General features: G+C 57.3%; 2 protein-coding genes. One reads left to right on the top strand and one right to left on the bottom strand.

The features are described from left to right. Window positions 1-359 precede the first annotated feature (359 nt). Window positions 360-1328, bottom strand: coding sequence for a helix-turn-helix transcriptional regulator (locus NP596_RS20610; protein ID WP_256617264.1), 969 nt, complete (start codon window positions 1326-1328; stop codon window positions 360-362). A 541-nt stretch (window positions 1329-1869) separates the two neighbouring features. Between NP596_RS20610 and NP596_RS20615 the strand changes: the two genes are divergently transcribed. Beyond that, a partial coding sequence (locus NP596_RS20615; protein ID WP_256617265.1) for an ATP-binding cassette domain-containing protein occupies window positions 1870-3380 on the top strand: 1511 nt, incomplete at its 3' end.

Here is a 3380-nt window from a genome sequence, read left to right on the forward strand (position 1 = left end):
ATGAGGCCGTGGCGCTATCGCGCCACGGAATTAACAAAGAGATCAGATGAATAAAAATCTCTGCTCTTGCTTCAATGAGGCCCAAGGCTAAAACCTCCTTGCATAAATCCTGGGGCGGTGGATGATTCAGCAGTGAATCAAAGAGTGGCTATTTGAGCCGAACCGAAATGTTTATTTCGATGTCCTCGTTGCCAGACTTGGTTTTTTGGCTGCTTTTCAGCTTTTCAAAAATGAAGTCGACAAGGAAATCCAAGGCTTTTTTGAACACGTAACCTCCATTATAGTGAGTGGGTTCGGCCAAGATGATAGGTTCGGACAATGATAAATGCAAATTATTTTAAGAGAATAGAATTTTAAAATTAATATATCACTTTCATCCTCTCGACCTCCTTCGCCAACAACTCCCGCAAAAACCCCGGCTCTACCACCTCCACCTCGGCGCCGTATTTCAAAACATCCATCAGCAATTCTTCGTGGCGGTTGAAAGGGATGCGCAGTTGGTAGCGGCCGTCGGCCAGCCACTCGCATTCTTGTTGGCTGTGCCAGCATTCGTCGGCGACCCAGCGGCCGGCTTTGGCGGAGAAATTCAGGATGGCGGTGTGCTTGGGTTTGCCGGCGAAGATGCCGTAGGACGAGCCGAAGTGTTGTTGCAGCGTGTCCGGATCCAACAGATACGCTGCTTCGCCGATAGCGGTTGCGGATTTGATCCGGTCCAGCGCGAAGGTGCGCGGTTCCTCGCGTTGGTGGCAATAAGCGTCCAAGTACCAGTTGTCCTTGTACAAGACAATATTCTGTGGCGATATCGGCCGCTGGCTGGTTTGGTCGTCGCCGCGGGCATGGTAATGGATCAGTAGCTTTTGTTGGTCGAACAGGGCTTGTACCAACGTCAGAAACAAGTCGTCGTTGCGGTTGCGGTAAGCTTGGCTAAGGATTTTGACCCGGCCCAGTTGCGGGGATTTGACGCCCGGCGAGCGGTCCAGCAGTTTTTCCAGGTGGCCGCGCAGTTGGCCGATTTCGTTGCGCAACAAACCCGGCGCCAGATTGCCGAGCAGGTGCTGGCAGGCGATCAGGGCTTGCAGTTCCTCGGCGCTGAGCCAGATGCCGGGCAATTCGAACGGGTGGCGAGGGTCGTCGCGGTCGTAGTAATAACCGCCCGCGCTACGGTTGCAGATCAGCGGCGCGTTCAAGCGGTCGCGCAGATCGTCTACCAGACGCTGGCGGGTGGCTTTCGAGCACCCCAGCGCTCTTTCTATTTCCGGTCCCGAGATCGGGGTACGGCGGTTTTTCAGCAGGTTGTGGAGTTTGACGATTTTGTCGATGTGATGCATCGTGCTTCTATTCCCTAAAGCTTTGCCAAGCATGAGACTGCGGGCAAGACGATTCGATTTGAGCGAAGTTCGCCCCGGATTTACTCGTACATGAGTCCGTGTTTTTAGTACATAAAGCGGAATCGCGCAAGCGCATGACTTGAACCGGCGTTGCATTAGGCGCCGTTTCGGTAAACCGCTTCCGCCCGCGGCACTTCCCCCGCATCGGCTCATGGGGCTGAATGACGCCGATGGCCGGGTTACGCTCTATCGCGCTTTTATGCCCTTGAGAATAATCCCGAGCTATGCAATCTTGGCGATAGCCCGTATCGAACCAGCCGGCTTTGTAGATTCGACAGGGTAAACCATGCCGGAGAAAAGGCTCCCGGCAAACATAAATCCGGCTTACCCGGTCCTTGTGCAGCCAATTTTTCCGGCTGGATCATAGCCTACACCCATCGCCTATTTGCCCGCCAATTGCCGAGCCCTGGCATGGCGGCATTGTCGAACCGGCTCCAGGCACTAACGAATGGCCAACTTCCTCGTGTTATTATTATGCGCTATGAACTCGGACCAATTCGACAGCCGCGCCCGGAACAACGGGCTATTTCGCGCTTATCTGCGGGAGTTGTTACGTTTCGATCCGCCGGCAATCCGGCGCGCCGCGCTGCTCAATATTGTTTCGGCGGCCACGGAAGGCGCGGGATTGCTGTTGCTGTTACCGCTGCTGACCCTGGCGGGCGTGTTTGACGCGGAAGGCGGCGACTTTAAGACGGCCGGCCTGAAGCCGAACTGGAATTTCGAAACCGCGCTGGTGGTTTTTGTGTTCATCATTGCCGTGCAAGCGTGGCTTGCGCTGCTTAGGGACCGGGAAATCCGCTCGCTGCAATTGCGCTTCGCCGATCATTTGAGGCAGCGGCTATACGCCGCGATAGCGCACTCGCGCTGGAGTTTTCTGATCGGCCGGCACAGCGGCGAAATTCTCAACGTTCTCACCTCCGAAGTGCAGAGGGTCGGCATCGGCACCTTCTTCCTGTTGCGTCTGTTTACCCTGTCGCTGCTGGCGCTTGCCTATCTGTCCGTCGCCTTCCGCATGTCGGCCGCTCTCGCCCTGCTGGCGCTGGGCGCCGGCTTGCTGCTTTGGCTTTTGCTGCGGAGCACGGACCGGACCAGCAGAGAAAGCGGAATATTGTTGGGACAGGCGAACCGCAACCTATTCACCCGGACACAGGACTTCCTGTCCGCCTTGAAGCTCATCAAGATACACGGCGAGGAAGCCGGCCACATCGGCCAATTCAATGCCGCGGTCGCCGATGTCAGCCGGCGCTTTATCGATTTCCAAAAAAGCTGGACCCGCGCGCAAATGGCCTACCGCATGGGCGGTGCCTGCGCCCTTGCCTTGTTCAGTTACGCGGCGCTCGTCTTGATGCAGCTGGCGCCCGCCCGTTTGCTGGTGATGATTGCCATTTTCGCCCGCATGCTGCCCCAACTTTCCGAAATCGCCGGCGGCAGACAACAACTGTTGCACATGCTGCCGGCGTTTTCGGCTTGGCAAAACCTGTTGGCGGACGCTTCGGCACACCGCGACTTTCCGCCGCCAAGCGATGAGCCCGCGCCTTTGCGGCAACACATTGTCCTGGAAGGCGTGGTTTTCAGCCATCCCCAATCTCACCTTACGCTGACGGTAGAACACTTAACCATCCCCGCCCAAAAAACCACGGCCATCGCCGGCGTTTCCGGTTCCGGCAAAACCACCCTGCTCGACTTGCTGAGCGGTCTGATCGTGCCCGACAGCGGCGGCATTTGGGTTGACGGCGTACCGTTAATCCATCTCGCCGGCTGGCGCAAGAGTATCGCCTATATTCCGCAGGAAACGCTGATTCAGGACGGCAGCCTCCGCGACAATCTGCTCTGGGGCAACGCCGCGCCGACCGGTCGCGAAATCGAACGTGTCCTTGAGCAATCCGCCTTGTCCGGGCTGGTTGCAAAGTTGCCGCGCGGCCTGGACACGCCCATGGGCGAACGCGGCGTCAAACTTTCCGGCGGGGAGAAACAGCGTCTGGCGTTGGCCCG

It is taken from the genome of Methylomonas rivi, assembly GCF_024505165.1.
Classification (GTDB): Bacteria; Pseudomonadota; Gammaproteobacteria; order Methylococcales; family Methylomonadaceae; genus Methylomonas; species Methylomonas rivi.

What these genes read in the sequence shown, in the direction of transcription:
- NP596_RS20610 (WP_256617264.1), bottom strand. Translation starts at nt 1,328, where the DNA reads ATGCATCACATCGACAAAATCGTCAAACTCCACAACCTGCTGAAAAAC.